The sequence below is a fragment of the Streptomyces sp. NPDC050806 genome, assembly GCF_055586425.1.
This window is the reverse complement of the sequence record NZ_JBVJIF010000002.1, coordinates 579,733-606,731: the sequence shown is the minus strand read 5'-3', so window position 1 is coordinate 606,731 and position 26,999 is coordinate 579,733. Positions and strand designations below refer to the sequence as shown.

The window sequence follows — 26,999 nt, the reverse complement described above, 5'->3', positions numbered from 1 at the left end:
TGCCGGACGGTGCGAGCGATGAGCGGGGTGTGGCGTTGGCGGCGGAATCCGCTGCGGCGCAGGACTGATCTTGCAGAGGCATGGCTGGCGCTCGCCGCCGCCGTACTGATCGCCCTCGGGGGCACGGCGGTCGGCTGGGCGACCGCCCGGACCGCCGACGAGGCGCTCCAGCAGGGCGTGCGGACCCAGCAGTCCCAACGGCACCTGGTGTGGGTGCAGGTGGACCGGCTGCTGCCGCATCCCCCCGTGGACCCCGATCCCGAGACGGCCACCCGCCGCGACGCGCACCGCAGGGTGCTCGCCAACTGGCGCGGCGTGGACGGCAGCCGGCACCTCGGGCCGGTCGCGGCCCCGCGCCCGGTGGAGCCCGGCGACCGCTTCCGCATCTGGACCGACGACCGCGGCCGGCCCATGGCCCGCCCCATGGACGCGTCGACCGCGAGCTCCCACGCGGTACTCGCCGGGCTGGGCGCCGGCGCGCTCGCCGGAGCCGCCGTCGAGGGCGGCCGCCGACTGGTCCTGTGGCAGCTGATGCGCCGCCGGTACCGGCACTGGGACGAGGCGTGGGAGCGCGCCGGCCAGGACTGGGGACGCGCCGGCGCCGGCAGCTGAGCCGCCCGCCGCCCCTCGTGCGGCAACCCTCACCCCCTCGTGCGGCAAGCCGGCGACCACGTCAACTGCCTTGCCCGGAGCGCGCTACGGTGGTGCAGCCAGCCGCTCGGCTGGGGCCTGCGAAGCCCGTACGCGGACATACACGCGCGTACCACCGCGGGCCGGAAACAGCCGCACGAGGTGGGGGCACGACATCGCCATGGCACAGGGCTCGGTCCAGGTCACGCACTCCGGGACGTCGCGCTGGCGGCGTCGCACAGGGGAGTACAGCTCCCTGGCCGCCGCCCTCGAAGCCGCCGGGGACGGCGACGTACTGACCGTCGCGGCCGGCACCTACCGGGAGAACCTCGTACTGCGCCGTGCGGTGACGCTGCGCGGACCCGACGGGGCGCGCGGTTCGGTGCGGATCGCCCCCGCCGACGGCGTGGCGCTGACCGTACGGGCCTCGGCGACCGTGCAGGACCTGCACGTCGAGGCGCAGGACTCGGCAGCGCCCGCGCTGCTGGTGGAGGACGGTGCACCGGAGCTGGCAGGGCTGCGCGTGGTGACGCGGTCGGCGGCCGGCATCGAGGTGCGCGGTGGCGCCCGTCCCACGGTGCGGCGGTGCACGGTCGACAACCCGGGCGGCGTGGGCATCAGCGTGCTGGACGAGGCGGGCGGCGTCTTCGAGGAGTGCGAGGTGCTGGCGGCCGGGCAGGCGGGCGTAGCGGTGCGCGGCGGGGCGCATCCGCGGCTGGAGCGCTGCCGGGTGCACCACGCGAGCGGGGCCGGTCTCTCGGTGAACGGCGAGGGCAGCGCGGTAGAGGCGATCGGCTGCGAGCTGTACGAGATCAAGGGCGCGGGCGTGCAGGTCGCCTCGCGCGCGACCGGGCACCTCACCGACTGCACGGTGCACCGCACCTCGGCGGACGGCGTCACGCTCGACACGGACGCGGTGCTCACGGTCGCCGACTGCGACATCCACGACATACCCGAGAACGCGCTGGACCTGCGGTCGCGTTCGGTGCTGACGCTGACCCGCAGCCGGGTGCGGCACTTCGGACGCAACGGCCTGTCCGTGTGGGACCCGGGCACCCGGGTGGACGCCAACCAGTGCGAGATCCACGACAGCACGGGCGACTATCCGGCGGTGTGGGTGAGCGACGGCGCGACGGCCGTCCTGGACTCGACCCGGGTGCACGACGTGCCGGACGCGCTCTTCGTGCTGGACCGCGGCTCGCGCGCCGATGTGGTCGATTCCGATCTGTCCCAGGTACGGAACACCGCGGTCTCGGTCAGCGACGGCGCGACCGTGCAGCTGGACGACTGCCGCATCCGGGAAGCCGCGACCGGCGCGTGGTTCAGGGACCACGGCAGCGGCGGCACGCTCTCGGGGTGCACGTTCGAGGACACCCAGACCGGCGTGATCGTCACCAAGGGCGCCGACCCGACCATCGAGCGGTGCACGGTGAGCGCACCGGCCGAGGCGGGCTTCTACGTGTCGGCGGAAGGCCGCGGCACGTTCCACGGCTGCCGCGTCACGGGCAGCTCCGGGTACGGCTTCCACGTGATCGACGGCTGCCGTACGACGCTGACGCGGTGCCGTACGGAGCGGTGCGCGCGCGGCGGGTACGAGTTCGCCGAGGACGGGCCCACGGCGGTGGACTGCACGAGCGACGAGAGCCGGATGACGGAGTCGGCGGCCGCCGCGGCGCCGTCCGTCCCGCCCATGCCGGCCACCGCCCCGGCGATCGCTCCCACCGCACAGCCCGCGGTCACCGCGGGCCTGCTGGGCGGTGCCCCCACGGCCCCTGGAGCGGCCGCGGCGGCCGTCGCCGCGCCGGTGACGGACACCCGGCCCTCCGAGGAGGTCCTCGGCGAGCTGGACACGCTCGTCGGCCTGGAGAGCGTCAAGCGCGAGGTGCGCAGCCTGATCAACATGATCGAGGTGGGCCGGCGCCGGCAGCAGGCGGGCCTGAAGGCCGCCTCGGTCCGCCGCCACCTGGTCTTCACCGGCTCCCCCGGTACGGGCAAGACCACCGTCGCCCGGCTGTACGGCGAGATCCTGGCGTCCCTCGGGGTGCTGGAGCGGGGCCACCTCGTGGAGGTCTCCCGGGTGGACCTCGTGGGCGAGCACATCGGCTCGACGGCGATCCGTACCCAGGAGGCGTTCGACCGGGCGCGCGGCGGGGTGCTCTTCATCGACGAGGCGTACGCGCTGTCCCCGGAGGACTCCGGACGGGACTTCGGGCGCGAGGCCATCGACACCCTGGTGAAGCTGATGGAGGACCACCGGGAAGCGGTGGTGGTCATCGTGGCGGGCTACACCTCCGAGATGGAGCGCTTCCTCGCGGTCAACCCCGGCGTCGCGTCGCGTTTCTCGCGGACCATCAGGTTCGGCGACTACGACCCCGAGGAACTGCTGCGGATCGTCGGTCAGCAGGCCGAGGAGCAGGAGTACCACCTCGCGGAGGGCACCTCCGAAGCGCTGCTGAAGTACTTCACCGCGCTCCCGAAGGGACCGTCGTTCGGCAACGGGCGCACCGCCCGGCAGACGTTCGAAGCGATGGTCGAACGGCACGCGGGCCGGGTCGCCCAGCTCCCCGACCCCAGCACCGACGACCTCACCCACCTCTACGCCGAGGACCTGCCGACGCTTCCCTGAGGCTCTGCGGGCGGCACCCCGGGACCGGCCTCCCGCTCGGCAACGGGCCCGCCGGGCTGTGGCGGCACCCCGGGTGCCAGGTGGGCGAGGAGTTCGGCGCGGGCCGCTTCGAACTCCGGGTCCGCCTGGTAGTCGCCGTGGCCGAGGATCTGGGCGGGCAGCGGGTGCTGGAGGGTGCGTCCGAAGACGAGCGGGTCGCGGAGCGGCCCGCGGTCGATCTCGGCGCCGTCCTCACAGGTGAGGCGGACCGGGCCGCCGATGGGGTCGGTGAAGCGCCACAGGTTGCGCCAGGCGTCCATCTCGCGGTGCAGACCGGTGAGCGCGGACGGCCCGAAGAAGGCGGGGAACCAGCGCCCGTAGAGGCGCTCCAGCGGTGAGCCGTAGGTGAGGAGCGCGACCCGGCTGCGCGTCACCGGGTCCAGCTGCCAGACGGCGGCGGCCGCGAGGACGCTGCCCTGGGAGTGCCCGGAGAGGACCAGGCGGCCGTCGTGCGTCTCAGTCCAGGTCGCCATCCGCCAGGTCAGGTCCGGCACGGCGCGCTCGGCGTAGCAGGGCGGCGCGAAGGGGTGCGCGGCGCGTGGCCAGAAGGTGCCGACGTCCCAGAGGATGCCGATGGTGCGGCGGGCCGACTGGTCCTTGTAGGCCCGGCGTCCCATGGCGAGCAGCAGGACGACGCCGGCGCCCATCAGCCAGGAGCCGAGCGCCTGGGCGGTCTCGGCAATGGCGTCCACGAAGACGGGCGCGCCGTCCAGGGCGCGGCCCGGCGGCAGCCCCGTGAGGCGGGCGCCGAGCACCGCTCCCGTGCCCAGCACGAAGGTGGCCGCGGTGATCACGCCGATCAGCAGCGGCGCCCGGTCGGTGAGCCCGGCGCGGGCGATGGTGCCCGCGATGCGCCGTGCTCGCTGCGCATCGGGCTTCTCCTCGTCCTCGTACAGGCCGGGAATGTCCGGAAGGACCCTGCGGCGAACGGCGCGCACCTCGAAGGCGGCCACCACGACCAGTACCAGGACGACGATCAGCAGCACCGGGATGACCGAGGCCTGCCACGAGAGCAGCACGGGCGGGCCCGCCATCGGGGCGTGCCGGTCCCCCGGGGTGGCGCCGCGGTCCAGCCAGTCGGCGGCGCGCTGTGCCACTCCCCCGGTGAGGACGCCGCCCAGCGCGCAGGCCAGCAGTGCGACGGAGGCCCCGGCCAGGCCCCCGGCGGCGGTGCGCTCCGTGCCGCGCGCTGCCCGCTGGAGCACCGCGGCGGTCAGCAGCAGTCCGACGACCAGGACGCCCTGGAGGACGGCGATGACGGCGAAGGCGCCGGCACCCGGGAGGTGCCCGGAGGAGGTCCAGCCGGGGCGCGCCCAGGCGGTGTGCAGGGCGATCAGGCCCAGTGCGCCGAGCGAGGCCCACGGCAGCCACCGCACGATGGGCCGGTCGGTCTCCACGTCGGGCTCCGCCTCGCTGCGCGCGGTGCGGCAGACGATGACGGCGCTGAGCACCGCGAGCACGGCGACCAGCGCGGCCAGGCCGTACCCGGTCCAGCGCAGCGCCGCGTCGGCGCCGGGCCTGCCATCGGCGTCGTGCGCGGTCAGCAGCAGGGCGGTGGCGATGGTGAGCAGCCCCGCCGCGGCGTGCGCGGAGCGCAGCCGGGCGACGACCCGGCGGCCGTACCAGAAGCCGTCCAGGCAGAGCGTGGGGCGCTCCGAGGGCGGGGTGTCGCGCGAGGTACCGGGGCGGCGCGGCGGCGGGGAGGCCGATTCGTACGCGCTCCACGTGCGGTGCGAGAGCCACCAGAGCAGGCCCACGAGGAACAGCGGCAGCACGCCGGCGACCACGAGGCGGCGGCCCGGCAGGCTCCACCAGCCGTCGTGCGCGGTGTTGAGGAAGCCGAGCCAGGAGCGGTCGCTGGAGCAGGCGTGGCTGCCGGCGCACTGCCAGGCGATCAGGTCCAGAGCCACCTCGCAGGCTCCAGCGGCGAGCAGCACGGTGAGGGTGAGCGCGAGGATCCGTACGAGGACGTCGTAGATCCGCTGGGCGGGATGGCCTCTGGGCGCTGCGGGACGCATCCAGTGGGCGAGGTTGGCGACCATGAAGGGCAGCAGGATCAGCCAGAGGGCACGGCTGCCGTTGCCCGAGGTGAGATTGCACCAGACGTACGCCTCGCGGACCGGCTCTTCGGGGTCGCCCTCGCGCGGGTCCACGGGGCGCTCCTCGGCGTCCGCGTCGGCGGCGCGGCGGTAGATGGCGGCGGTGTCGTCACCGGTGATGCGCACGACCCGGGGGTCGTCGAGCATCTCGGCCGGTGTGGTGCCGCCGACGCCGTGCACCCGGAGTTCCAGGGCGATCCGGCGTGGTCCGTGCGCGGCGGCGGTGTCCCCGTCGTCGTCCGGGTCCGTCGTGGCCGCGGGCGCGGACCGGTGCGTAGTGTCCACAGTGCTTCCCCCGTTGTCCGTACTTCGATGTGCGCTCCGGATTCTTTCTTGCCCGCCCCGGGAGCGCATTCACCTCATCCGGCTCCGGGAGTCCGTGTCGGTGCCTCGTGCGAGGATGTCTCCGGACAGCGGCGCTGGTGCGGCATGGCGCGCGGCGCACCGGGGACGAAGGGACAGGCCGGGTGAGTGACAACCAGAATCTCCTCGCCGAGCAGCGGCGTGCCCTGATCCTGGACGAGGTGAGGCGGCGCGGCGGTGTCCGCGTCAACGAGCTGACCCGCAAGCTGAGCGTCTCGGACATGACGGTCCGTCGGGACCTGGACGCGCTGGCCCGTCAGGGCGTCGTGGAGAAGGTGCACGGCGGCGCGGTCCCGGTGAGCGAGCCGAGCGCGCACGAACCGGGGTTCGAGGCCAAGTCCGCGCTGGAGCTGTCGGCCAAGGAGGCCATCGCCGAGGCGGCGGCGCAGATGGCGGCACCGGGCAGCGCGATCGCGCTGGCGGGCGGTACGACGGCCTTCACGCTGGCCCATCAGCTGCTGGACGTGCCGGACCTGACGGTGGTGACGAATTCCGTCCGGGTGGCGGACGTCTTCTACGCCGCGCAGCGGGCGGCGGCCGGTTCCGGGAGCCCGCGCCCCGGTGCGGCCACTGTCGTGCTGACAGGCGGCGTGCGGACGCCGTCGGACACCCTGGTGGGCCCGGTCGCCGACGCCGCGATCCGCTCGCTCCACTTCGATGTGCTCTTCCTCGGTGTGCACGGCATATCGGTCGAGGCCGGGCTGTCGACGCCGAACCTCGCCGAGGCGGAGACCAACCGGCACTTCGTGCGGTCGGCGCGCCGGGTCGTGGTGGTGGCGGACCACACCAAGTGGGGCACGGTCGGCCTGAGTTCGTTCGCCTCCCTGGACCAGGTGGACGTGCTGGTCACCGATCCCGGGCTGCCGGCGCGGGCGCGCGCCGAGTTCGCCGAGTTGCCGCCGCGCCTGGTGGTGGCCGGCGAGCCGGAGGACGACGCAGACATGTGACGAGACGCCAGCTATGGTGTGCGTCGCCGGTATGTTCGACTGCGGGTACCGGAATCGTCACTGTGTGCAGGGGGTGCTCGTACCGATGACGCGCCGACTGAGCCCCGTGGGGCTCGACTTCGCCGAGTCAGCGCCGCTGCGGATGGTCTTCGCGGCCGGGCTGTCCGCGCCTCCGGAGGCGGTGTACGCCGCGCTCGCCGACGATGTCGGCTCCTGGTGCGCCTGGTTCACCGGCGTCTCCCGGATCGCGCCCATCGACGGCGGCAAGGGCCGTGCGGTGCGGCTGACGGGCGGCACCCGCTTCCGCGAGAGCGTCATGGCCGCCGAGCGCCCCGAGCACTACGCCTACCGCGTCGACGAGACCAACGCTCCGGGCCTGCGGGCCCTGCTGGAGGACTGGCGGCTCGCCCCGGGCCCCGGCGGCGGCACGCTTGTACGCTGGACGTTCGCCGCCGACGGCCCCGCGCCGTTCCGCACGGTGATGCAGCTCAGCCGTCCGATGCTGGGCCGCGCGTTCCGCGATTCGATGCGGCAGCTGGACCGGCGGCTGATCACGGTCTGAGCGGCCGGCCCGTCACTCCGGCCAGGTCCCCTCGGCGAGGAAGGTCTGCAGGGTCCTGGCGTACGGCGTGATGTCCAGCCCCTGCTCGGCCAGCCAGCCGTCGGAGTAGTACTTGTCGAGGTAGCGGTCGCCGGGGTCGCACAGCAGGGTGACCACCGAGCCCGTACGGCCCGCCGCGACCATCTCGGAGACGATCTTCAGGGCGCTCCACAGCCCCGTGCCCGTCGAACCGCCCGCCTTGCGGCCGATGGCCGCCTCCAGGGCCCGTACGGCCGCCACGCTCGCCGCGTCCGGGACCTTCATCATCCGGTCGATGGCGCCGGGCACGAAGCTGGGCTCCATCCGGGGGCGGCCGATGCCCTCGATGCGGGAGGCGGTGCGGCAGTCGGTCTCGGCGTCGCCGTTCAGCCAGCCGTCGAAGAAGCAGCTGTTCTCGGGGTCGGCGACGCAGACCCGGGTGTCGTGCTGCATGTAGTGCACGTAGCGGGCGATGGTCGCCGACGTACCGCCGGTGCCCGCGGTGGCCACGATCCAGGTGGGGTCGGGATACCGCTCCAGGCGCAGCTGCTGGAAGATCGACTCGGCGATGTTGTTGTTGCCGCGCCAGTCCGTGGCCCGCTCGGCGTAGGTGAACTGGTCCATGTAGTGGCCGCCGGTCTCGGCCGCGAGCCGGGCGGAGACGTCGTAGACGGTCCGCGGGTCGGCGACCAGGTGGCAGGTGCCGCCGTGGAATTCGATCAGACGGGTCTTCTCCCGGCTGGTCGTCGCGGGCATCACCGCGATGAACGGCACCCCGATGAGCTTGGCGAAGTACGCCTCGGAGACGGCCGTGGAACCGCTGGACGCCTCGATGACGGGCTTGCCGGGGCGGATCCAGCCGTTGCACAGCCCATAGAGGAACAGGGAGCGGGCGAGGCGGTGCTTGAGGCTGCCGGTGGGGTGCGTCGACTCGTCCTTGAGGTAGAGGTCGATGCCCCACTGCTCGGGCAGCGGGAAGTACAGCAGGTGGGTGTCGGCGCTGCGGTTGGCGTCCGCCTGGACCTTGCGCACTGCGTCCTTCAGCCAGTCGCGGTAGCCGGCGTCGGTGCGGTCGACATCGATGGTCGACAGCGGCGCGCCTTCGGGTGCGTCAGGAGCGGCGCAGGAGCCATCGTCGTCGCCCGTGAGGTCGCCGTCCCGCCCGTCCAGGTGCTGTGCGGTACTCATGGGCGTGCTCCTCGCGGTCGTTCCGGCCCGCCGCGTCCGCCGGGCTTCCCTCGATCATAACCATCCGCCACACGTTTCTCACCTGCATAAACAAGGCTTTGAGCATCTCCAAGGAGCAGCCTGGGTACCGGTGTTCGACAGGCCCGCGACCAGGGGAACTGGTGCCCGGGCCGCGATCCGGGCAGACTTCTTGATGGGCGGGGGCCTCACCCCGAGCCATGTGTGTCGAGGAGGCGGTGCTCCATGAGGGAGCCGGAGTTCAACGCGACCGGTGTGCGCATCGAGCGCTGGCTGCGTTCGCTGACCCGTGCGGGTCAGGTCATCATCCGTGACGGCAGGCTGGCGCTGCTGACGAGCTACGGCACGGAGATCGACAGCGCCCCGCTGACATCGGTACAGGCGCACCGCCCACGACTGCTGTCCCGGGACCGCGCCTACGCCACGCTCAACGGTCACCGGTATTCACTCACCATGGGAGCCCCTGAGCGCTTCATGGACGCCGTGCGGGCCGCCGGAGCGGCGCACACCTGACGCCGCGGAGCGGCGGACGGACACGGCACGGCGACGGGGCCTGCGGGCCGCGTGCGGACGAGGACGGGACCATACGGGTCCGCATGCGGGGGAACGCCGACTGCATTCGAGTGAAGTCCGGTGGGACGCGCTGGGGTTGCGCGTGGCCTGCGGTTGCGGGAGTGGGTGAGCGGGCCGACCCTGGTACTCGTATCACCGAGGGTTCACCAGCGGTGACTCTCCGGTGAACGGGACATCGCCGGACCCGGTCCTCGCGTTCCGTAGCGGCGGGCGCGCCCGGCCTCATCAGGGGAGTCGTGGTCGTGATCAGGCAACCCAGCAGGCACTGCGCGGTGGAGCTCCAAGCCCTGCCGGCACGCATCGGACAGATGCGCAGAATCGTATCGGCACAGCTGCGTTACTGGCGCCTCGACGCCTTGATCGACGCCGCGACCCTCGGGGTGACGGAGCTGCTCGCCAACGTCCATCAGCACGCCGTTCCCAGCAAGCAGTGCACCGTCGAACTGTCGGTCCTGCTGGACCAGTTGACGGTCTCGGTGCGCGACTTCGACCCCCGGCTGCCCCAGCCCGCCATGGCCGGCCCGCTGGACGTCGGCGGCCGGGGCCTGATCCTCATCGCCGAGCTGAGCGAGAGCTGGGGCGCCCGTCCGGAGGACAGCGGCAAGGTCGTCTGGTTCACGCTCCCCGCCCTCGGCCCCGCCCGCCAGGAGCCGGGCCACGCGCTCGCCGGCCTGCCGTCGGCATCGCCCGAGGCGGCGCACACAGAAGCGAGCGGCGGAGTACGCGCAGCCGCACGCGGCGCACACGTGGGCTGAGCGCCCGGTCCCCGAGGGGGCCGGGCGCTCAGCCGTTCGTGGGGCGACTGCGCTTCATGGGGCGAGCGATCTCGCCCCCTACGACGGGCGCGGTCACTCCGCGCCTCTCTTGCGCTTGCCTCGGACCCCGAACTGCTCTTCGAGGACCGAGAGCCGCCGCCAGTATTCGTCCTCGTCGATCTCACCGGAGGCGAACCGCCGGCCGAGCACCGAGAGGGGCGAGGGACCGGCGTGCGCGGCGTCGGCGGCCCCGCCGGGCCCCTGCCAGGGCCCGCGCCCGCGCCACACGGTGCGCTGCAGCAGGGTGATCACACCGATCACCACGACCGCCCAGAACAGCGGGAAGAACAGGATCCAGGCTCCGGGGCCACCGTCGGACCAGGGGGTGGCGAGCACATCCATCATGATCAGCTCCTCGGAAGGTCGCGCCGTTTCGCTTCTCCTCCGAGCCTGACCCACAGGCCGCCCCACGTCGTCGTACGTACAGCGGCACCACGGCTACCCCTCGGGGAGTACGCCACCGGAGGCCGCCCATCGAGGCAATGTAACTACTGGTATGTACATTACCTCCATGGCCATACCTCGACGCCTTGCAGAGCCCCCGTCCGCCGCGCTTCGTACCGTCCTGGGCGACCTGTCTCCTACTGCGCTGGAGGGCCGCTGCGACGCCCACGACCATCTCTTCCTGACCAGCCCGCAGCTGCCCGGACAGGAGCTGGACGATCCCGCCGCCGCGGCAGCCGAGCTGCGCGCCTTCAAGGAGGCGGGCGGCGGCACGGTGATGCAGTGGACGCCCCACGGGATGGGGCGCCGCGCAGCCGAACTGGTGCGCCTCTCACGAGCGACGGGCGTACGGATCGTCGCCGCCACCGGGCTGCATCAGGCGGCGCACTACGCACCGGACCTCCTCGACCGGGTGCGGGGCGACCTGGCGGCCCTGTTCGTCGCGGAGCTCACGGAGGGCATCGGCGGACCCGAAGGGCCGCGGGCCGGCCTCATCAAGGTGGCCGGCGGCTTCCACGGCCTGGACGCGCACGCCCGGCACACGTTCGCCGCGGCCGCCGAGGCGCACCACGCCACGGGCGCAGCGATCGCCGTCCATCTGGAGCTGGGCACCGGCGCGCTCGACGTGCTGGACCTGTTGTGCGGCACGGCGGGCGTGGCGCCGCAGCACGTGGTGCTCGGGCACCTGAACCGCTCCCCCGAAGCGGCCGTCCACCGCACGGCCGCGGAAGCGGGGGCCTATCTCGCCTTCGACGGCCCGTCGCGCGCCCACCACGCGACGGACTGGCGGCTGCCGGACGCGCTGGCGGCGCTGGTCGACGCCGGGTTCGGCGACCGGCTCCTGCTGGGCGGGGACACGACCACGGCGGCGGCCCGGTCGGCCGACGGCGGCCCGGGGCTGCCGTACGTCGTGAGCGGGCTGGCGCGTCGCCTCTCGCTCACGCTGGAGACGGCGGCCGTCGAGCGCATGCTGACGGACAACCCGGCACGTGCCTTCGCCACGGAGTGGCGGGCCTGAGGCGGCGATGGCGGACGCGGGGCCGGCCGCCCCGCCGCGTCAAGCGGTCGCGTCGGCTCCGAGGACGATCAGCGGGTCGTCCAGCACCGGCTGCCAGGCCAGTTCGGCCGCGCCGACCAGCCCGTTGTGGTCCAGGGTGCAAGGCAGTATCGGCACGCTGCCGCTGCGCCCCCAGAGGCTGCGGTCCGCCACGACGGCGCGCAGCCGCTCGGGGTCGGCCTCCAGGAGCGCGCGGTGCAGCCCGCCCAGGATGATGCGGTCGGGGTTGAGGATGTTGACCAGTCCCGCGATGCCCAGGCCGAGCCGGTCGATCAGCAGTTCCCCGGCCGCTCTGATCGACGGGTCCGCGTACTCCTCGCGCAGCAGATCGGTCGCCTGCTTGAGGAGCGAGCCCTCGGGCCCCGGAGTGCGTCGGGCCGCGCCCAGGAAGGCGAGCGGGTCGGCCTCGACGTCCAGGCAGCCGCGGCTGCCGCAGTGGCAGGGGGCGCCCTCGGGGTTGACGGTGAGGTGGCCGACCTCCAGGGCCAGCCCGGAACTGCCGCTGTGCAGCCGCCCGTCCAGGACCAGCGCACCGCCGACGCCGCGGTGACCGGACGCCACGCAGAGCAGGTCGCGGGCGCCGCGGCCGGCCCCGTGGCGGTGTTCGGCGAGGGCTGTGAGGTTGACGTCGTTGCCGCTGAAGCCCACGTCCGGGGTGACGCCCGGTACGCCGGCGTCGATCAGCGCCTGAAGGAACAGCCGCCGCACGGGGGCGCCGGCGGGCCAGGCGAGGTGCAGCGGGTTGAGCGCCTCACCGTCCGGCTCGGCGACCGCGGACGGTACGGCGAGGCCCGCCCCCAGGCAGCGCCGCCCGCTGTCGCGCAGCAGCCCGGAGCCGGCCTGCACGGCCTCGGACAGGATGCGCGCGGGGTCCGCGGGGATCGTGCCGCAGCCGGACGTGGTGGCCACGATCCGGCCACCGAGACCCACCAGCGCGACCCGGAAGCCGTCCGCGTGGATCTGAACGGCCAGGACGACGGGCCCCCGCTCCGCGATGAACAGCCGGTGCGAGGGGCGCCCCTGGGTGCCCGCTGCGGCGGTCGGGTGCGCGTCGACGGTGATGAAGCCGAGCGCTTCGAGCTCCGCGGCCACCGCACCGGCCGTCGCACGCGTCACACCGAGTTCGGAGGTCAGCACGGCACGCGTGGGCGCGCGTCCGGTGTGTACGAGCTCCAGCGCGGGTCCGAGCGCGCCGCGGCCCCGCTCCAGCCTGGTCGTCCGAGTGTGGGTCACGCCGTCCATTCTGGCTTTGTATCCGACATGAACAAAACACGGCCCGCCGCCTCACGGAAATCGCCCCGTCGCGCACCGCACACCGAGACGCTACCTCCCGTCCTCCCGTGCGGACGCATCCGTCCGATCGGTACGTCCGCTGCGGGTCCGGCGCGCACGCGGCCGGAACCGAGCACTGACATCCGCCGGAGCCGCCTCGATACTTGAGTACGGACACCGCCGCGTGAGTACGAGAGCGGATGTCCGTCCCGCCCGGAGCACGTACGACTGGACGCGTACCGCTGTATCCGCACTTGGACCGCCCCTGGGGGGACACATGAACGCGACGCCCCGGCTCCGCGACCCCGAAACACCCCGCCCGCACGCGCACCCGAAGCCGTGGCTGCGCGACGTGGGACGGCTGACCTTCGGCAACCCCGTCTCGCGTGTCTATCTGGCCCTGTTCGCCGCGGCGGTGGTCTTCGCCGTCGTCGACTCGCTCTTCGTCGGCCGGCCCGACGCCTCCATGTCCGGCGTCTGGGCCGCGCTGCTGACCTCCCCGACCCTCTTCCCGCTGTGGTTCGCGGGCGACGCGCTGTGGCCCGACGCGGGGGCGCCCGCCTGGTACACGGTCACCACCCTCGGCGTCGCCGCGCTGCTCAACGCGCTGCTGCTCGGCCTGGTCCACCGTGGTCTGCGCGGCCGGCCCGCCACGCCGGGGGCCGTTGTCAGTGGCGGCTGGCACACTCAACGGCATGGAGATCACTGACTTCGTCGAAACGCTCCGCAGGGAAGGCCGGTTGCTGGCGGACGCCGCGGACCGGGCGGGCCCGGACGCCTCCGTCCCCGCCTGCCCTGACTGGCAGGTCCGCGACCTGCTCGCGCACATCGGCAGTGTCCACCGCTGGGCGACGGGTTACGTCACGGGCGCGTCGGAGGGCCGTACGCGCCCGCCGGCGGCGCCCGACCTGGACGGCACGGAGCTGGTGGACTGGGTGCGGGACGGCCATCGCGCGCTGGTCGACGCGCTGGATGCGGCGCCCGCCGGCCTGGCCTGCTGGACCTTCCTGTCCGCTCCCTCACCGTTGGCTTTCTGGGCCCGCCGGCAGGCGCACGAGACCGCGATGCACCGCATCGACGCCGAGACGGCCCTCGGCGCGGGCTTCTCCGCGCTGGACCCGGCCTTTGCCGCGGACGGCATCGACGAGCTGCTGACCGGCTTCCTCGCGCGCGACCGCGGCCGCGCGCGCACGGCGCCCGCGAAGGAGTTGTATATACGCACCACGGACGCGCCCGGCCCCGAGGGTTCGGGCAACGCCGCCTGGCGTGTACGGCTTTCGGACGCGCCGCCGCACACGGAGCGGGTGACGGCGACCGGCGAGGGTGCCGGCCCGGCCGACGGGACGCCCGAGGCCGTCGGCCCGGCCCCGGACTGCGTGCTGGAAGGCCCCGCAGCGGATCTCTACGCAATGCTGTGGAACCGCCTGCCGTGGCAGAGTTCGGCCGCCGTGACGGTGAAGCCGGACGACGACGGCTCGTCCTACCGGCTCTGGCAGCAGCTCTTCACCGTCTGACGGTCACCTCGGCAGGGGCCCTGCGGAAGGCTGTCGTACGAGGGGAGCGGGCCGCTTCCGCCGTCGTGCGGCTCCGCTCCTCAGCCCGCGAAGGCCGGCTGCTCCAGCCCCCGGCCCGCGCCGGGAACGACGAGCACCGAGCCCTCCAGCGGGTGTCCCGGGGTGTCCTCCTGCGCCGTGGTGATGAAGAGGTCGGTGAGGTCGCTGCCGCCGAAGGCGCAGGCGGTCGGGCGACGTACGGGGAGGTCGACCGTACGGTCGAGGGTGCCCTCGGGCGTGTAGCGGCGTACCTGTCCACCGTCCCACAGCGCCACCCACACACCGCCCTCCGCGTCCACGCACAGCCCGTCCGGGAAGCCCGCGCCCTCCTCGATCTCGACGAAGGGACGCCGGGTCGGTACGACCTTCGCGGCCGCGCCCACCGCGTCACCCGCGTCGAAGACGTCGATCCGCCGGGTCGGGGAGTCGACGTAGTACATCAGCCGGCCGTCCGGGCTCCAGCCGATGCCGTTGCTGACCGCGACGTCCGACAGCGCCGGCTCCGTGCCGCCGTCCGGGGCGATCCGCGCCAGCGTCCCGCCGCCCGCCGCCTCGTCGTACCGCATGGTTCCGGCCCACAGCGCCCCGTCGGGGGCCACGGCCGCGTCGTTGCCGCGCCGCCCCGGCACGACCTCGTGCACCAGCCAGGAGAAGGCCCCGTCGGCGTCGTAAACACCCACGCCGTCCCGGAGGTTGACGACCAGGCCGCCGCCCGTGCGCGGCTTCGCGGCACCGACGTGCTGTTCGGTGACCATCACGGTCCGGCGGCCGGTGGCGGGGTCGTAGGTGTGCACCCGGCAGGTGAGGATGTCGACCCAGATCAGCCGCGCCTTCGCGGTGTCCCACGTCGGCCCCTCGCCCAGCCGCGCACTGGACCGTACGGCAACATCCCAATGCCTCATGACCGCTCGCCTTCCTCCGGCGCCGGTTCGTCCGGCGCGCGTACCTGCGGCACGAGGCGTGCGCCACCGCCGTGCATGCGCTGGTCCCGGCCGGTGACCGGCCGGGCACGCTCAGCCTATGAGCGGCCGGAGGGGAGCGGCAATCCCGTGCGCATGACAGACTCCCGCCGTGTCTCCGACCCGCTCACAGGCCCAACGGGACGCGGTCACCGTCGAGATCGCGTTCGCGGTGGTGACCGGCGCGCTCGCGGGCGGCCTCGTCTTCCTGCTCTGCGCGGCGCCCGCCCTCTGGGGCCCGGTGGCCGCCTCCTGGCGCGGCTCCTGGCTCATGGCATCAGCCGTACTGGGCGGCGCCGTCTGTGTCCTCCGCGTGGTGCGGGTCCTGTGGCGCTGGAGTCACCCCAGCCACCCGGGGCGCACCAGCCCGGATTCGTAGGCCAGCACGACCAGTTGCGCCCGGTCGCGGGCGCCGAGCTTCACCATCGTGCGGCTGACGTGCGTCTTTGCCGTGAGCGGACTGACGACGAGGCGGCGCGCGATCTCCTCGTTGGAGAGCCCGATGCCGACCAGCGCCATCACCTCCCGCTCCCGTTCGGTGAGCCGCTCCAGCCCCTCCCCCGCGGCCGGTTCCTTCGACCGGGCGGCGAACTCCGCGATCAGACGCCGGGTGACGCCCGGGGACAGCAGCGCGTCACCGGCCACCACCGCGTGTACGGCGCGCAGCAGTTCATCGGGCTCGGTGTCCTTGACGAGGAAGCCGGAGGCTCCCGAACGGATCGCCTCAAACACGTACTCGTCCAGCTCGAAGGTGGTCAGCATGACCACCTTCACCGCGGCCAGCCGTTCGTCCGCGGTGATCCGCCGGGTGGCGGCGAGCCCGTCCACGGCCGGCATCCGGATGTCCATGAGCACGACGTCCGGCCGCAGTTCCCGCACGGCCGTCAGCGCCTCGTCGCCGTCGGCGGCCTCACCGACCACCTCGATGTCGGGCTGCGCGGCCAGCAACGCCCGGAAGCCGGCCCGTACGAGCACCTGGTCGTCGGCGAGCAGTACCCGGATCACGCGCCCTCCTCCTCGTTCCCGGCCGCCGTCCGGCCGCCGGCCGCACCGTTGCCGCCCCGCAGGGGGATGGTGGCACGTACGGTGAAGCCGCCGTCGTCACGCGGCCCCGCCCGGACCTCGCCGCCGAGCGCGGCGGCCCGCTCCCGCATGCCGACCAGGCCGTTCCCACCGCCGGCCGCCCCGCCCTCACCACCGGCCGGCCCGCTCCCGGTGGCCGGGCCGTCGTCGTCGATGCGGAGGCGCAGGACACCGGACGCCCGCGCCACATGGACCCGTGCCGTGCGCGCACCGGAGTGCCGCACGATGTTCGTCAACGCCTCCTGGACGATACGGAACGCCGCGAGGTCGGCCCCCGGCGGCAGCCCTGCCACCCCGCCCTCGGCCGTCACCGCCACGTCCAGTCCGGCGCTCCGCGCCTGCTCGGTCAGTTCGGGCAGCCGGGCCAGCCCTGGCGCCGGCGACCTGGGGGCCCGCCCCTGCGCCCGCAGCGTGTCGAGCACCTGGCGCACCTCGCCGAGCGCCTCCTTGCTGGCGCCCTTGATCGTCGTCAGCGCCGTACGCGCCTGCTCGGGGTCGTCGTCGAGCAGGGCGAGCCCGACGCCGGCCTGGACGTTGATGACGGAGAGGCTGTGCGCGAGGACGTCGTGCAGCTCGCGCGCGATCCGCAGCCGCTCCTCGTCGGCCCGCCGCCGCTCCGCCGCGGCCCGCCCGGCGCGCGCGTGGGCGAGCTGTTCGCGGCGTACGCGGCCGAGTTCGGACGCGGCGACGATCGCCACCACCCAGGCGGTGACGACCAGCTCCTGCCCCCAGGGCGCCGCGTCGTCGGTGCCGGGCGGCAGCCACCGGTACAGCCAGTGCGCGACGAGGAGGTGCCCGGCCCAGACCAGACCCACGGCGCTCCAGGCGGCGATCCGCCGCCCCGCCACGACAGCGGCGAAACAGCCGACCGCCACGAGCAGGAAGACCGGACCGTACGGATAGCCGCCCCCGAGGTAGAGCGTCGCCGCGACCGCCGTACCGAACGCGACGACGCGCGGGAAGCGGTGCCGCAGGAGCAACAGGAGGGAGCCCGCGAGCAGCAGCACTTCGGCCGCACCGTCCAGGGCCACCCGCTCCGGCTGCCCGTGCGCGGCGAACCGCGTACCGACCTGCACGAAGAGGGCGATGACCAGCGTCGACCGCCAGGGCAGGCGGGCGGACGACGCGCGGGCTTCGGTCTCGGGGAGGGCACTGTCGGAGAGGGCCGTGTCAGGGAGGGCGCTGTCGGGAGGGGCGCTGTCGGTGGTGGCCGAGGCATGGGTGTCGGTCGAAACCCGGGGGCCTGTGGGATCCGGAGAGCCGGTGGTGGCGGAGGTCGACGGCATGCCCGCGTGCGGGTGGTGCCGGTGCCCGCGCACGACATCGAGGCAGTGCCGCAGCCGCACCCACGACGGCCGTCCCTTGTCCATACCGCCACGCTAGCCCGCTGCCGCCTCCCACGACGTCCGCCGAACGCGGTGCCCGGGCGTACTCCCGGAGGAGTACGCCCGGCACGTCGTGGGCTCCGGGTTCAATGGCTCGCCGGCCGGCGGTTCACCGGCCCGTGGGATGCCGGTTCAGCGCTTGGTGGGCACGGGCAGTCCTACCGAGCGGGCGAGCTGCAGGACGGCGTGCTCGAAGAACTCCTCCCGCGCGTCGACCACCCGGTTGAACTGCCCGAAGACCTCGAAGCCCACCAGCCCGAACAGCTGCGCCCAGGCACCGACCAGCCGTGCCGTCACCACGGCGGGCAGCTCCTCGCCCAGTTCCGCGGACAACGCGAGCATGTTGCCGACCACGGCGTCCGGCAGCGGATCGGCGGGCTCCCGCAGCACGCCCGCCACGTAGGCGTCCCGTACGACCGCGAGCAGCGCGCGGGCCACCCGTCCCGCGGGCTCGGCGGTGGCGTCCGGCGCGTGGTAACCGGGCACGGGCGACCCGTAGAGCAGCGCGTACTCGTGCGGGTGCGCCAGGGCCCACTCCCGTGCTGCCCGGCACACGGCGGTCCACCGGGCAGCGGGCGGCGCGCCGGCACCGACGCGGGCGCGGGCGGCGTCACTCGTCCCGCTTGTCGTGTCCACCGCTGCGAGCGCCGTCTCCGCGGCCTCCCCCAAGGCGTTGTACGCGTCGAGGATCAGGGCCGTGAGCAGGTCGTCGCGGCTGGGGAAGTAGCGGTAGAGGGCCGAGGAGACCATGCCGAGCTCGCGGGCGACGGCGCGCAGCGACAGTTTCGCGGCCCCCTCGGCCGCGAGCTGCTGCCGGGCCTCGTCCTTGATCGCGGTGGTGACCTCCCCGCGGGCCCGCTCCCTTGCTCCCTTGATCGCAGTCATGCGGAGCAGTGTGTCACGTTGCGGAGCACCGGCCAATAATGAGAGCGGGGGAGCGAAATGAGAGCAGTGCTCTTGTTTTAGTGCGACGATCCGTGCACACTGGCGTACACGGAAACGAGAGCACTGATCTCGCGGCGCATCACCGATCTCGTAGCGCATTACCACCCTGGCAGGTCTCTGGCAGAGCGGTGACTCCGGCAGGTCCGGCAGGTCCCGGCGGCTCCGGCAGGTCCGGCGGCGCTGCCAGGTCCGGCGACTCGGCAGGTCGGGTCAGCCGCCGGGTCCGGGTCCGGCCGCTTCCGCCGCTTCGCCACCGAATGAAGGGAAGGCTCCCCATGACCGGCAACCGACTCCCGCAGGCCGAACCCCACCAGTCGTCGCACCCTCGACCGGCATCGAGGCCCCAACAGTCTCTTCAATCACAAAAGACCCAACAGGCTCAACAGGCACAGAAAGATCGACAGAGCCAGAAGGCACGGAAGACTCAGCAGTCCTTGCAATCCGAACGAGCTCAGCGGTATCTCAAGCCCGGGCGGTTCGGGGCTCGGCTCAATGGGGTGGTCGGGTGGCTGGCGCGGCGCGGTGTCAGCCTGGCCGGCAGTGCGGATCTCGCGGTGCGGGGGCGGAAGAGCGGCGAGTGGCGGCGGGTTCCGGTGAACCCGCTGACCTTCGAGGGTGCTCAGTACCTCGTCTCGGCGCGCGGGCATTCCGAGTGGGTACGCAATATGCGGGCGGCCGGGGGAGGGCAGCTGCGGGTGGGGCGCAGGACCCGCGCGTTCACGGCCGTGGAGCTGGCACCGGCCGAGACTCCCGCGATCCTGCGGGCGTATCTGGAGCGTTGGGGCTGGGAGGTGAAGCAGTACTTCGGCGAGGTGACGGCCCGTTCGGCCGACGATGTCCTCCTCGCGGCCGCCCCCAACCACCCGGTCTTCCGCATCACCACGACCGAATGATCAACACCCGCAGCCCGATCCCGGACCCTGACGGGGCACAGGGAGCACCGACACCCCGGCCGAGCGATCGCCGCGCCGAGGGCCCCTGACCGAGGAGCGGTCCCCCGTGCCGAGCGGTCGCCTCGCCAGAGCGGTCCCCACCCGGCCAAGCGGTCGCCTCGCCGGAGCGGTTGGCTCGGCCGAGCGAACGCCGCAACCGACCCAACGGCCGCCCCGGCAACCCCGGCAACCGCCCCGGCCACAACGACGTGGCGACGCCCCGCACCGGCCCCACACCGGCCCGGGACCGGCGGGCAGGCCCAGCCCGCAGCGGCCCAGGACCGCACGCCCCGGCCGGCAGAGGCCCCAGCGCTCACGCCAACCCAAGCACTCACGCCAGCCCCAGCACCCACGCCGGCCCCGTGGCGGGTGCCTCGGTGCGGCCCACACCCCACCGGACGCCCCGGCCATCCCTCTCCGTACGGCCCTCGGCCCGCCCTATCGGTTATCGGTCCATTGCCGACAGGGCTCGGTGGGCCAGGGGGTGGGTGCGGACGATTTCGGCGAGGGTGGTGGTGCCTCGGGTGATCTTCGCGAAGGCGTTCCACGCCGGGCGGAAGCCAGTGATCGCGGCGTGCAGGACGCCGGGGCGGCGGGAGAAGACCGCGAGCATCCGCCGGCCCACGCTCATCTCGACGCCCAGCCCGGCCTTGATCGCGAAGGCGTAGTTCAGCGCCTGGCGCCGCGCGTCGACCGCGTCGTGCGCCTCGGCGACCCGTACCGCCCACTCCCCCGCCAGCCGGCCCGACCGCAGCGCGAAGGAGATGCCCTCCCGCGTCCACGGCTCCAGCAGCCCGGCCGCGTCCCCGCAGACCAGCACCCGCCCGCGCGACAGCGGCGAGTCCTCGTCCCGGCACCGCGTCAGGTGCCCGGACGAAATGCTCGGCTCGAAGCCGGCGAGTCCCAGCCGCCCGATGAAGTCCTCCAGGTACCGCTTGGTGGCGGCGCCCTCGCCGCGTGCGGAGATGACGCCGACGGTCAGCGTGTCCCCCTTGGGGAAGACCCAGCCGTAACTGCCCGGGATGGGGCCCCAGTCGATGAGCACCCGCCCCGCCCAGTCCTCGGCGACGGTCGGCGGTACCGGGATCTCCGCCTCCAGCCCCAGGTCGACCTGGTCGAGCTTCACCCCGACGTGCGCGCCTATCCGGCTCGCGCTCCCGTCGGCGCCGACCACCGCCCGCGCGAGCACCGTCTCGCCGCCGCTCAGCACGACGGCGACCGTACGGCGGTCGGGGACGGCGCTGCCGTGCTGCTCGACGCGGCTGACCGTGACGCCCGTACGCAGCTCGGCGCCCGCCTTCTCCGCGGCCTCGACGAGCTGGGCGTCGAACTCGGGGCGGTTGATGAGGCCGAAGAGCATCTGCCGGGAGCGGCGCGTTCGCGTGAGCCTGCCGTTCAGGGAGAACGTCACGGCGTGCACACGGTCCCGCAGGGGCAGCTCGAAGCCGGGTGGGAGCGCGTCGCGCGAGGGGCCGATGATGCCGCCTCCGCAGGTCTTGTACCGGGGAAGTTCGGCCTTCTCCAGGATGAGGACGCGGCGTCCCGTACAGGCCGCGGCGTAGGCCGCCGAGGCGCCTGCTGGCCCCGCGCCGACCACCACCACGTCCCACACCGTCCGGCCGTCCCGGTCTGCGCTCTCGCTGCTCACCTGTGCTGCTACTCCCGATCGATCCCTGGCACGGATACCTGGCACTCCTCCACGGCACGAGCCCGGTCCCGGAGCGAATCCGGGACCGGTACAAGTCCCATCCCGGTACGAGTCCGGTCCCGGCACGAGTCCGGTCCCGGCACGAGTCCGGCAGCCGCGCGTACCGCCACGGCGCCGCACGCGTCACCATCGCGACACGCATCGCCCTCGCGACGCGCACACCACCGCGACACGCACACCACCGCGACCGCCTCAGCGCACCTTTGCGCCTGACCGCCCGGACGCCGCGCGTACTCCTCGCACCGCGCGTACTCCTCGCACCACTCGCGCCACTCGCACCGTTGGACTTGCACCACTCGCACCATTGCGCGTACTGCCCGCACCTTGCGCGTACCGCCCGCATCCTACGGCTCGCTGATCGCGGAGGTGCCTGTGGGAAGATCGGAGGCACCATCCCCTACGTACGGACGCGTAACGTACGGGCGCACCGATGCGTTCCGTACGGACACTCACGGACGGGATCCGCGCCGCTCCGGGCGCCTGGCGCCACCCCTCGACCACGGCCCGGGCGGGCCGCGCGGGCACCGTCCATCAGGACAACGTCGCGCCCAGAAGGAGCGTTCCATGCCTGACAGCCCGCTCGCCACGACCGTCGCCGCACTGCAGTCCCGCGCCAGGGCCGAACTGACCGAGCTGGTGGCCTTCAAATCGGTCGCCGATCCCGCGCAGTTCCCGAAGAGCGAGTGCGAGGCGGCGGCCCGGTGGATAACGGGCGCGCTGCGGGCGGAGGGCTTCGAGGACATCGCGATCCTGGAGACACCGGACGGCACCGAGTCCGTGTACGGCTTCCTGCCCGGCCCGGCCGGCGCCCCCACCGTCCTGCTGTACGCGCACTACGACGTGCAGCCGCCGCTGGACGAGAGCGCCTGGCTGAGCCCGCCGTTCGAGCTGACCGAGCGCGACGGCCGCTGGTACGGCCGCGGTACCGCCGACTGCAAGGGCGGCCTGATCATGCACTTGACGGCGCTGCGCGCGCTCGAGGAGCACGGCGGCGTACCGGTCAACGTCAAGGTGATCGTCGAGGGTTCGGAGGAGCAGGGCACCGGCGGCCTGGAGCGGTACGCCGAGGCCCACCCCGACCTCCTGACCGCGGACGCCATCGTCATCGGCGACACCGGCAACTTCCGCGTCGGCCTGCCGACCGTCACCGCGTCGCTGCGCGGCATGGCCATGCTCCGCGTCCAGGTGGACACGCTGGCGGGCAATCTGCACTCCGGGCAGTTCGGCGGCGCCGCGCCCGACGCGCTCGCCGCGCTGATCCGCATCCTGGACTCGCTGCGTGCCGAGGACGGCTCGACGACGGTCGAGGGGCTGGCGGCGGAGGGCGCCTGGGAAGGGCTCCAGTACGACGAGGCGGAGTTCCGCAACGACGCCAAGGTGCTGGACGGCGTGGAGCTGATCGGTTCCGGCACCGTCGCCGACCGCATCTGGGCCCGGCCGGCCGTCACCGTCATCGGCATCGACTGCCCGCCGGTCGTCGGCGCCACCCCGTCCGTGCAGGCGAGCGCGCGGGCGCAGGTGAGCCTTCGGGTTCCGCCGGGCCAGGATGCCGCCGAGGCCGCGAAGCTGCTGACCGCGCACCTGGAGTCGGCGGCGCCGTGGGGTGCCCGCGTGACGGTGGAGCAGGTCGGCCAGGGCCAGCCGTTCAGCGCGGACCTCAGCAGCCCGGCGTACGAGTCGATGGCCGCGGCGCTGCGCGAGGCGTACGACGGCACCGAGATGCAGTCGGCCGGCATGGGCGGCTCGATCCCGCTGTGCAACACCCTCGGCGCGCTCTACCCGGCGGCGGAGATCCTGCTGATCGGCCTCAGCGAGCCGGAGGCGCAGATCCACGCGGTGAACGAGAGTGTGTCGCCGGAGGAGCTGGAGCGGCTGTCGCTGGCGGAGGCGCTGTTCCTCCAGAAGTACGCGGGCAGCATGGCGCAGGCGTAACGGAACGGGCGCTCGGCCCGGGGAGCACGGGCGCTCCGCCCAAGGGGCGGGGGCAGCCTCGGCCCAAGAGGCGGGGGCAACCTCGCCCCTCGGGCCGGCCTGCAGCCGGCGGGCGCGGTACCCCGCCCCAGCGCCCTCGGGCCCGCTCCTCACCCCACCGGAACTCCCGCCTCCAGGTTGAGCGTCCGGCCCTGCGCCCGGGCGCGGAGGGCCCATCGCAGACGGTTCCAGCGCACCGGCGGCAGCATCGACTCGGCCTCCTCCTCCGTGACGAAGCGCCATGCGCGCAGCTCCGACCCCGGCAGCAGCAGGTCCCGTATCTGCTCGTCGGGCAGCCGCCCGCCGTCGAACAGCAGCCGCAGGCCGCCGAACCCGGGCGGCACCGGCGCCTCCCAGTCCAGCACCAGCAGGCGCGGCATGGTGGGGAGCCGGATGCCCAGTTCCTCGGCCACTTCCCGTACGCCGGCCCGGGCCGGCGGCTCGCCCGCTTCCACGACCCCGCCGGGAAACTCCCAGCCGGGTTTGTACGTCGGGTCCACCAGCAGGACCCGGTCCTCCTCGTCGAAGAGCAGTACGCCGGCGGCCAGGGTCTCGGCGGTCGGTTCCGGCGTCTGCACGATGTCGCACGCGCCGCCGCCGTTCCGTACGGCCTCGGCGATGCGCTCGGCCGTCTGCCGCGGCCCGATCCCCGACGTGTCGATGACGTGCGCGTCCGTACGCAGCCAGTCCAGCGCCTGCCGGTACGGCTCCAGATGCGCCAGCCGCCACGTACGCGTACGGGCCGCCGCGGCGATCCCGGCCTTGGATTCGACGATCCCGGCCTTCGTTTCGACGATCCCGGTCCCGGCCCCTCCGCTCGGCGCAGGGTGCTCATCCACATCGCCGTACTCGTGCGCACCGTCCGAAGCGACCGCTCCGCTCGCATCGGCCGGCCCGCCGACCGGCCCGCCATCCGAGTCGGCCGGCCCACCCGCATCGGCCGGCCCGTTCGGCGTGGTTTCTTCCCGCAGGGCTATCCGCTCCCGAAGGATCGTTTCCTCCGCATGCAGCAGAACATGCCGTACCGGAATGCGACGGGAGGCCAGGCCGCCGAAGATCTCGTCGCGGTACTCCTGGCGGAGCAGAGTCATGGGCGCGATGAGCGGACCCGGTACCTCCGTGAGCAGCGCGGCGGCAGCATCGACGACGAGTCTGCGCCAGGACGGCAGGTCCTGGTAGTCGTCGACGTCGTCCAGCCGCTTGGCCGGCAGCATCTCCTTCAGCCCATGGCCGACCAGCTCGGGGTCGAAGAGCGTGCTCCCGGGGAGCAGGTCCAAGAGTTCCTGTGCCGCGGTGGTCTTGCCCGCACCGAACGCGCCGTTCAGCCAGACGATCACGGTTCCCCCTCATCCCTAGACCCCTGTGAGTTGCCCGCAACACCCTGCCACGGAAACGCGCCACATACGGGCGCTCCCGACCGCTCGCCTCCGTCCGTCGTCAGCCCCTCGCGTCCGCGGACGCCGCCTGGTACCGGCCGGACCGCCGCCGGCCCCGCCCCACCTCGGGCGTACGGCGGCCGGGGGTGCGAGGCGGTGCAGCGGTCGATGGCCGCAGGTCGCGCCGTGGACGTGGGGCCGCTCAGGCCCGTGGGGCGGGTGAGGTGAGGCGTTCGACGGTGGGGGACATTCCGGTGGGCTTGAAGATGCCCTTGTAGGCGCTGATGGCGGACACGGAAGCGATGAGGACGTTGGTGACGAGGTCCTTTCCGGCGAAGTCCCCCGCGGAGGCGGCCGTACCGAGGCCGACGAGGACCGAGACGGCCACTTGTACGGAGGCGCGGGCGGCGCTGGACCAGTGGGGCCGGTTGACGACGGAGATCAGGAGGGGCGAGAGGAATCCGACGATCAGGGCCCACATTTGCGCGTTCGTCATGGGGGCAGCGTCGGGGCGGGCGCGGGCAGCGGCAAGAGGGCCGGGGAAGCGACAGAAACAAACGGCGTAGTACACGGCGCAGTACGGGGACGCCGCCGCCGACGGCCGGCCGGCCCGCCGGCGCCCGCCGTCAGCAGGTGGGGAGGCCCGGCACCGGCTGGTCGTTGGCGCCGCCCTTGAGGTAGACGACGCTGATGTAGACGCCGGTGTTGCCGCTGTCGTCGTCCGTCTTGGCCCACCAGACGTTGGTCCACCGGCCGTACGTCTCGCGGCGGTCCAGATCGGCCTGGCAGTAGAAGTAGTTGGTGCCGGCCTTGAGGGTGCCCACCCGCTCGTAGTTCCCGGTGTAGGAGTCGGCGGCGCGCCAGACCTCGCAGTGGTACTTGCCGCCGCCGGCGGAGGTACAGGAGGGGGCGGCGGAGGAGGAAGCGGTGGGAGCCGAGGACGCGGACGGGCCCGGGTTACCCGAATCCCCGGGCTTGTCCGAGTCCCCCGGCTTGGCGGACGGGGTCGCGGAGGCGGAGGGCCCGGGGTTCCCGGGGGCGGGCGCGGACGGGTCCGGGGGCGACGCGGTGTCCTGTGTCGGCACCGAGGTGTCCCGTGTCGGTGCCGGGGAGCCGTCGGCGGCCGGGGTCCGGTGATCCCGCTCCCCCTGGCCGAGCAGCGCGTACGCCGCTCCCCCGGCGGCCAGCACCAGCACGGCCGCGGCAGCCGCGAGCCACACCCGCCGTCCCCCGCGGCCGCCCGCCGGATCCGGTACGGGAGCGGAGGCGGAACCCGGTACGGGAGCGGAGGCAGCGGGCGCGGGAGAGGCGGGAGGCGCGGGACCGGCGGCGGGCGGCTCGTGGTCCGGGGGCGGGCCGAAACCCGGGGGCGGGGCCTCGCCGGCCGGCCGTACGTCGCGCTCCGTCGGGGAGCGGAGTACGACGGTGATCTCCGGGGAGCGGCCCTCGGCGACCGCCCGCAGCATGTCGCGGGCCTGCGCGGCCGACGGGCGGGCGGCCGGGTCCTTCGCCATCAGGGCCTGGAGCACCGGCGCCAGGGGGCCGGCGCGCCGCGGCTCCGGGAGTGGTTCGGAGACGATCGCGGTGAGCGTCGACCACACCGACGTACGGCGGAAGGGGGCGGCGCCCTCCACCGCGGCGTACAGGGTCATCCCGAGCGACCAGATGTCGGAGGCGGGTCCCGGCGCCCGGTCCTGGGCGCGCTCGGGGGGCAAGTAGTCGAGCGAGCCGACGAGTTCACCACTTCGAGTGAGGTGGGTACGCGCCCCGTCGTCCGGCGCGTGGATGCTGGCGATGCCGAAGTCGGTGATCACCACGCGGCCGTCGCGGTCGAGCAGGACGTTGCCGGGCTTGACGTCGCGGTGCAGGACGCCGGCCCGGTGCGCCGCGTCGAGCGCGTCCATGACCTGCGCGCCGATGCGGGCGGTCGCCCTCGGGTCCAGCGGGCCGCGGCTCTCCATCTCGTCGTCCAGGGAGGTGCCCTCGACCAGTTCCATGACGATGACGGGCCGGCCGGCCTCGTCGATCACGTCGTGGACGGTGACCACGCCGGAGTGCCGGATCCGGGCGGCGGCGCGCGCCTCGCGCCGCATCCGCGTGCGCAGATCGGCCAGTTCGGCGGCCGAGGCGTCCGTGAAGGCGCGCAGCACCTTGACCGCGACCTCACGGCCGAGCACCTCGTCGACGGCGCGGCAGACCACGCCCATGCCGCCGCGGCCGAGCATGCCGGTGACGCGGTACCGGCCGCCCAGCACCCGCCCGGTCAGGTCCGCGCCGGGCGCCCCGTCCCGGCGGTCCCCCGAGGGCTCGTGCCCTCCCGGTGGTCCGTACTCCCCCGTAGACACCTTGTCCGTTCCCCTCGTCCGTCCCGCGCGAGCGTGGTGACGGAAGACAGCCTAGGGGCGGAGCGGTACATGGGGCAGCACGCCACCCGGG

At 73.7% G+C, this 26,999-nt stretch carries 24 protein-coding genes; 12 read left to right on the top strand and 12 right to left on the bottom strand.

Translation table 11 applies throughout. The annotated features are described in order from the left end of the window. The first annotated feature begins 18 nt into the window (after positions 1-18). Positions 19-612, top strand: coding sequence for an Rv1733c family protein (locus tag ACZ6WH_RS08150; RefSeq protein WP_432851536.1), 594 nt, complete (start codon positions 19-21; stop codon positions 610-612). Between the two features lie 199 nt (positions 613-811). After that, positions 812-3,256, top strand: coding sequence for a right-handed parallel beta-helix repeat-containing protein (locus ACZ6WH_RS08145; protein WP_469726866.1), 2,445 nt, complete (start codon positions 812-814; stop codon positions 3,254-3,256). On the opposite strand, the gene ACZ6WH_RS08140 is transcribed toward ACZ6WH_RS08145, so the two are convergent. Next, positions 3,226-5,679, bottom strand: coding sequence for a hypothetical protein (locus tag ACZ6WH_RS08140; RefSeq protein ID WP_469726864.1), 2,454 nt, complete (start codon positions 5,677-5,679; stop codon positions 3,226-3,228). The genes ACZ6WH_RS08145 and ACZ6WH_RS08140 overlap by 31 nt on opposite strands. 182 nt (positions 5,680-5,861) lie before the next feature. Here ACZ6WH_RS08140 and ACZ6WH_RS08135 point away from each other — a divergent pair, with 182 nt between their 5' ends. Together ACZ6WH_RS08135 and ACZ6WH_RS08130 are read left to right on the top strand one after the other, a co-directional pair. Then, positions 5,862-6,704: a DeoR/GlpR family DNA-binding transcription regulator gene (locus ACZ6WH_RS08135; RefSeq protein ID WP_399705327.1), complete on the top strand. Its 843-nt coding sequence runs from the start codon at positions 5,862-5,864 to the stop codon at positions 6,702-6,704. Between the two features lie 85 nt (positions 6,705-6,789). Further along, on the top strand, positions 6,790-7,266 hold the full coding sequence (locus ACZ6WH_RS08130; RefSeq protein WP_469726863.1) for an SRPBCC family protein: 477 nt from the start codon (positions 6,790-6,792) through the stop codon (positions 7,264-7,266). Positions 7,267-7,278: 12 nt separating this feature from the next. Here ACZ6WH_RS08130 and ACZ6WH_RS08125 read toward each other — a convergent pair whose 3' ends face one another. After that, complete coding sequence (locus tag ACZ6WH_RS08125) at positions 7,279-8,472, bottom strand: PLP-dependent cysteine synthase family protein (RefSeq protein ID WP_469726861.1); 1,194 nt, start codon at positions 8,470-8,472, stop codon at positions 7,279-7,281. Between the two features lie 243 nt (positions 8,473-8,715). Here ACZ6WH_RS08125 and ACZ6WH_RS08120 point away from each other — a divergent pair, with 243 nt between their 5' ends. Further along, complete coding sequence (locus tag ACZ6WH_RS08120; protein WP_361562380.1) at positions 8,716-9,003, top strand: hypothetical protein; 288 nt, start codon at positions 8,716-8,718, stop codon at positions 9,001-9,003. A 302-nt stretch (positions 9,004-9,305) separates the two neighbouring features. Next, positions 9,306-9,818 (top strand): ATP-binding protein, encoded by a 513-nt coding sequence (locus ACZ6WH_RS08115; RefSeq protein ID WP_469726860.1) that lies wholly within the window; start codon positions 9,306-9,308, stop codon positions 9,816-9,818. Positions 9,819-9,911: 93 nt separating this feature from the next. Here the strand turns inward: ACZ6WH_RS08115 and ACZ6WH_RS08110 are convergent, their stop codons facing one another. Beyond that, a complete protein-coding gene (locus ACZ6WH_RS08110; protein ID WP_469727212.1) occupies positions 9,912-10,220 on the bottom strand; it encodes an SHOCT domain-containing protein in 309 nt (102 codons plus the stop codon). Positions 10,221-10,389: 169 nt separating this feature from the next. Between ACZ6WH_RS08110 and ACZ6WH_RS08105 the strand changes: the two genes are divergently transcribed. Next, entirely contained in the window at positions 10,390-11,340 is a 951-nt protein-coding gene (locus tag ACZ6WH_RS08105; RefSeq protein ID WP_469726859.1) for a phosphotriesterase family protein, read from the top strand. Positions 11,341-11,379: 39 nt separating this feature from the next. On the opposite strand, the gene ACZ6WH_RS08100 is transcribed toward ACZ6WH_RS08105, so the two are convergent. Further along, positions 11,380-12,612: an ROK family protein gene (locus ACZ6WH_RS08100; RefSeq protein ID WP_469726857.1), complete on the bottom strand. Its 1,233-nt coding sequence runs from the start codon at positions 12,610-12,612 to the stop codon at positions 11,380-11,382. Between the two features lie 316 nt (positions 12,613-12,928). Here ACZ6WH_RS08100 and ACZ6WH_RS08095 point away from each other — a divergent pair, with 316 nt between their 5' ends. Both ACZ6WH_RS08095 and ACZ6WH_RS08090 read left to right on the top strand, forming a co-directional pair. Continuing rightward, positions 12,929-13,360 (top strand): SCO4225 family membrane protein, encoded by a 432-nt coding sequence (locus ACZ6WH_RS08095; protein ID WP_469726855.1) that lies wholly within the window; start codon positions 12,929-12,931, stop codon positions 13,358-13,360. Continuing rightward, positions 13,347-14,165, top strand: coding sequence for a maleylpyruvate isomerase family mycothiol-dependent enzyme (locus tag ACZ6WH_RS08090; protein WP_469726853.1), 819 nt, complete (start codon positions 13,347-13,349; stop codon positions 14,163-14,165). Before ACZ6WH_RS08095 ends, ACZ6WH_RS08090 begins: the two co-directional genes overlap by 14 nt. A gap of 80 nt (positions 14,166-14,245) precedes the next feature. On the opposite strand, the gene ACZ6WH_RS08085 is transcribed toward ACZ6WH_RS08090, so the two are convergent. Further along, positions 14,246-15,106 carry an SMP-30/gluconolactonase/LRE family protein gene (locus tag ACZ6WH_RS08085; protein ID WP_469726852.1) on the bottom strand — a complete coding sequence of 287 codons (861 nt, stop codon included), beginning with the start codon at positions 15,104-15,106 and terminating at the stop codon, positions 14,246-14,248. A gap of 169 nt (positions 15,107-15,275) precedes the next feature. On the opposite strand from ACZ6WH_RS08085, the gene ACZ6WH_RS08080 reads away from it, so the two are divergent. Further along, positions 15,276-15,542, top strand: a complete 267-nt coding sequence (locus tag ACZ6WH_RS08080) for a DUF6332 family protein (RefSeq protein ID WP_432851553.1) — start codon at positions 15,276-15,278, stop codon at positions 15,540-15,542. Here ACZ6WH_RS08080 and ACZ6WH_RS08075 read toward each other — a convergent pair. The 3 genes from ACZ6WH_RS08075 to ACZ6WH_RS08065 form a co-directional block, all read right to left on the bottom strand. Continuing rightward, the gene (locus tag ACZ6WH_RS08075; protein ID WP_469726850.1) at positions 15,503-16,168 is read right to left on the bottom strand and encodes a response regulator; all 666 of its coding nucleotides are present in this window, start codon (positions 16,166-16,168) and stop codon (positions 15,503-15,505) included. The genes ACZ6WH_RS08080 and ACZ6WH_RS08075 overlap by 40 nt on opposite strands. Further along, complete coding sequence (locus ACZ6WH_RS08070) at positions 16,165-17,616, bottom strand: sensor histidine kinase (RefSeq protein ID WP_469726848.1); 1,452 nt, start codon at positions 17,614-17,616, stop codon at positions 16,165-16,167. The genes ACZ6WH_RS08075 and ACZ6WH_RS08070 overlap by 4 nt, the downstream gene beginning before the upstream one ends. A 147-nt stretch (positions 17,617-17,763) precedes the next feature. After that, a complete protein-coding gene (locus ACZ6WH_RS08065; RefSeq protein ID WP_469726847.1) occupies positions 17,764-18,516 on the bottom strand; it encodes a TetR/AcrR family transcriptional regulator in 753 nt (250 codons plus the stop codon). 494 nt (positions 18,517-19,010) lie between these two features. Here ACZ6WH_RS08065 and ACZ6WH_RS08060 point away from each other — a divergent pair, with 494 nt between their 5' ends. Next, the gene (locus ACZ6WH_RS08060) at positions 19,011-19,469 is read left to right on the top strand and encodes a nitroreductase family deazaflavin-dependent oxidoreductase (RefSeq protein ID WP_469726846.1); all 459 of its coding nucleotides are present in this window, start codon (positions 19,011-19,013) and stop codon (positions 19,467-19,469) included. A 484-nt stretch (positions 19,470-19,953) separates the two neighbouring features. On the opposite strand, the gene ACZ6WH_RS08055 is transcribed toward ACZ6WH_RS08060, so the two are convergent. After that, entirely contained in the window at positions 19,954-21,156 is a 1,203-nt protein-coding gene (locus tag ACZ6WH_RS08055) for a geranylgeranyl reductase family protein (protein WP_469726844.1), read from the bottom strand. A gap of 624 nt (positions 21,157-21,780) precedes the next feature. Here ACZ6WH_RS08055 and ACZ6WH_RS08050 point away from each other — a divergent pair. Beyond that, positions 21,781-23,148, top strand: a complete 1,368-nt coding sequence (locus ACZ6WH_RS08050; protein ID WP_469726842.1) for a M20/M25/M40 family metallo-hydrolase — start codon at positions 21,781-21,783, stop codon at positions 23,146-23,148. Between the two features lie 149 nt (positions 23,149-23,297). Here the strand turns inward: ACZ6WH_RS08050 and ACZ6WH_RS08045 are convergent, their stop codons facing one another. From ACZ6WH_RS08045 to ACZ6WH_RS08035, 3 genes are all read right to left on the bottom strand, one after another. Continuing rightward, positions 23,298-24,524, bottom strand: coding sequence for an NUDIX hydrolase (locus ACZ6WH_RS08045; RefSeq protein WP_469726841.1), 1,227 nt, complete (start codon positions 24,522-24,524; stop codon positions 23,298-23,300). A gap of 241 nt (positions 24,525-24,765) precedes the next feature. Continuing rightward, on the bottom strand, positions 24,766-25,059 hold the full coding sequence (locus ACZ6WH_RS08040; protein WP_432851563.1) for a hypothetical protein: 294 nt from the start codon (positions 25,057-25,059) through the stop codon (positions 24,766-24,768). 130 nt (positions 25,060-25,189) lie between these two features. After that, a complete protein-coding gene (locus ACZ6WH_RS08035) occupies positions 25,190-26,908 on the bottom strand; it encodes a serine/threonine-protein kinase (RefSeq protein WP_469726840.1) in 1,719 nt (572 codons plus the stop codon). Positions 26,909-26,999: the final 91 nt, after the last annotated feature.

What these genes read in the sequence shown, in the direction of transcription:
- ACZ6WH_RS08085 (WP_469726852.1), bottom strand. Translation starts at nt 15,106, where the DNA reads ATGAGGCATTGGGATGTTGCCGTACGGTCCAGTGCGCGGCTGGGCGAG.
- ACZ6WH_RS08130 (WP_469726863.1), top strand. Translation starts at nt 6,790, where the DNA reads ATGACGCGCCGACTGAGCCCCGTGGGGCTCGACTTCGCCGAGTCAGCG.
- ACZ6WH_RS08125 (WP_469726861.1), bottom strand. Translation starts at nt 8,472, where the DNA reads ATGAGTACCGCACAGCACCTGGACGGGCGGGACGGCGACCTCACGGGC.
- ACZ6WH_RS08120 (WP_361562380.1), top strand. Translation starts at nt 8,716, where the DNA reads ATGAGGGAGCCGGAGTTCAACGCGACCGGTGTGCGCATCGAGCGCTGG.
- ACZ6WH_RS08145 (WP_469726866.1), top strand. Translation starts at nt 812, where the DNA reads ATGGCACAGGGCTCGGTCCAGGTCACGCACTCCGGGACGTCGCGCTGG.
- ACZ6WH_RS08105 (WP_469726859.1), top strand. Translation starts at nt 10,390, where the DNA reads ATGGCCATACCTCGACGCCTTGCAGAGCCCCCGTCCGCCGCGCTTCGT.
- ACZ6WH_RS08050 (WP_469726842.1), top strand. Translation starts at nt 21,781, where the DNA reads ATGCCTGACAGCCCGCTCGCCACGACCGTCGCCGCACTGCAGTCCCGC.
- ACZ6WH_RS08150 (WP_432851536.1), top strand. Translation starts at nt 19, where the DNA reads ATGAGCGGGGTGTGGCGTTGGCGGCGGAATCCGCTGCGGCGCAGGACT.
- ACZ6WH_RS08070 (WP_469726848.1), bottom strand. Translation starts at nt 17,616, where the DNA reads ATGGACAAGGGACGGCCGTCGTGGGTGCGGCTGCGGCACTGCCTCGAT.
- ACZ6WH_RS08095 (WP_469726855.1), top strand. Translation starts at nt 12,929, where the DNA reads ATGAACGCGACGCCCCGGCTCCGCGACCCCGAAACACCCCGCCCGCAC.
- ACZ6WH_RS08110 (WP_469727212.1), bottom strand. Translation starts at nt 10,220, where the DNA reads ATGGATGTGCTCGCCACCCCCTGGTCCGACGGTGGCCCCGGAGCCTGG.
- ACZ6WH_RS08065 (WP_469726847.1), bottom strand. Translation starts at nt 18,516, where the DNA reads ATGACTGCGATCAAGGGAGCAAGGGAGCGGGCCCGCGGGGAGGTCACC.
- ACZ6WH_RS08040 (WP_432851563.1), bottom strand. Translation starts at nt 25,059, where the DNA reads ATGACGAACGCGCAAATGTGGGCCCTGATCGTCGGATTCCTCTCGCCC.
- ACZ6WH_RS08090 (WP_469726853.1), top strand. Translation starts at nt 13,347, where the DNA reads ATGGAGATCACTGACTTCGTCGAAACGCTCCGCAGGGAAGGCCGGTTG.